General features: G+C 30.4%; 1 pseudogene. It reads left to right on the forward strand.

The features are described from left to right. Positions 1 to 2,117, forward strand: a pseudogene (locus L8T90_RS07775) (hypothetical protein); the annotation flags it as partial.

The raw sequence follows: 2,117 nt of genomic DNA on the forward strand, positions 1-2,117 counted from the left end.
CAAAAAAGGAAACATAGTTAATCTTGGAACTATTAATGCAAATGATATACTTTTAATAGGTAATAAGGTGGAGATAGGTGTTGGTGGTAAGATAAGAGGTCAAGATGGTTCAAAAAATGCTAAAGAAGCTCATTTGGTTGGAAATTATGTTTATGTAAATGTCGGCAAAGAAGGTAATGAAAATACCATTAAAGTAGAGAAAAATGGTTTAAAAGGGACAGCTATCAAAGAAGGATATCTACAAAGAGATATGACTAGTTTTGCGGAAGATGATTATGAATTTGGAGATTTTGGAACCATTTTTAAAGCTTCTTATGATGGTAAAAACAGTGTGGATTTTACAAAAGCTGTTACTATAGGTGGATGGTACAATGATAATAATACTTTAAACGACAAAAAAAATGCAAACGAGTGGAAGCTTTTTGCGGATGGATGGAATAGTAATGATTTAACAGAGGATATTTTTAAAGATGGACTTACTACTATAAGATTGATTAGCGATATTGATTTTACAGGGTTTTCTCCTATAGATCCAGTGGGTGCAAATAAATATGCCTTTAGTGGAGTTTTTGATGGTGGTGGTTATACTTTAAAAAATATTAAAATAAAAGCACAAGATAGTTCTACTGGATGGAATACAGGATTATTTGGAAAAGTAGAAGGTAAAGATGGGCAAAAAGCTAAGATATATAACTTAAATGTTGATGGTTTAAGTTTTTCTGGAGTAACAAATTCAGGAGGAGGGTTTGTTGCTATAGCTAAAGATGCTGAATTTAATAATATACATCTTTCTAATTTTGGAGATTTGTATTTTTATGATAGTAAAACTAGTAACGATAGTTTCTTATATGGAGGTGGATTTATAGGATGGACTCAATCAGGAACATCATTTAAAAATATAACAATGAAAAATTTTGGAGATATAGTTTTAAAGCCAAAAGGAAGCTATAGTTCTCAAGTTGATATGTATTTGGGTGGTTTTGCTGGTTTTGTTGAAGGTGTTAATAATAAAGAACAAATTATATTTAATAATATCTTAATGGAAAATTTTGACTCAATTAAGGCTATGGGTTCAGAGTCTGGAGCAAATATTTATGCTGGTGGATTTGCAGGTTATATAAAGAATAATTCTAATTTTAGTTCAATAACACTTAATGAAATTGGTAATTCTAGAAATAATTATGACTTAAACAATAAAGGTCCTGCTGGAATGGGTATTTATGCTGGTTATGATTTAGATAATCCTCAGAGTCAAACATTTTTTAAAAATACAGCAGCAGGTGGGTTTGCTGGAGTTATTAGTGGGCAAAATGTAGTTTTTAATAAAATTTCTTTAAATGATATTGGTGATATTGAAGCTACTAGAGGTTATATATCTACTGTTTTAGGGGATAAAATTTTTGCTGCAGCAGGTGGTTTTGTCGGGCTTATGGGGGATAAGTGGAATGATACCATTTATGCTGATTTTTCAGATATATATTTAAATTTCAAAGACAATTTAATATATGCTGAAAAAGGGAAATTAAATTCAAATACTTTTGAGTGGAATTATGCCGGTGGATTTGTTGGAGGTTCTATTGGAAATGTCGGTAATACTTTTAAAATAAATAATGTAGATTTAAGATTTGATAAAAATGTCAAAATAGATGTATGGCAAAGAAACGAAGGAAGTATTTGGAATAGGGGTATATTTGCTGGATGGTATATGGATAATACAAATTTCCATAACAGTATTAGTAATATGAGGGTTTTTTATAGAAAAAATGATACAGGTGGACTAGGTGTTGGCTATAGTCCTAGGGATTATTTTGACTTCTTAAAAGGTGGAATTTTTGATGTTACTACGGAAAATAGTTTAAATTCAAGTGGTAATAGAGTGCTTTATTATTATGATAAAAGAGTGAGCGATATGGAAGTTAACAATAAGATAAAAAGCAGATTTGGAAATATAGATGAACATGGAAATGTGATTTTTTATGCATCAAATAAGCCAGTTGGCCCAGATATTCCTGATTTAACTCCTCCTTCTATAGAAAAAAACGATTTTGATCCTGCTATGCTTCAGCATATTTTAGATGATATCATGAATGGACATTATGCTTATGATACTAAAACAG

The organism is Campylobacter sp. RKI_CA19_01121, assembly GCF_025771295.1.
GTDB lineage: Bacteria > Campylobacterota > Campylobacteria > Campylobacterales > Campylobacteraceae > Campylobacter_D.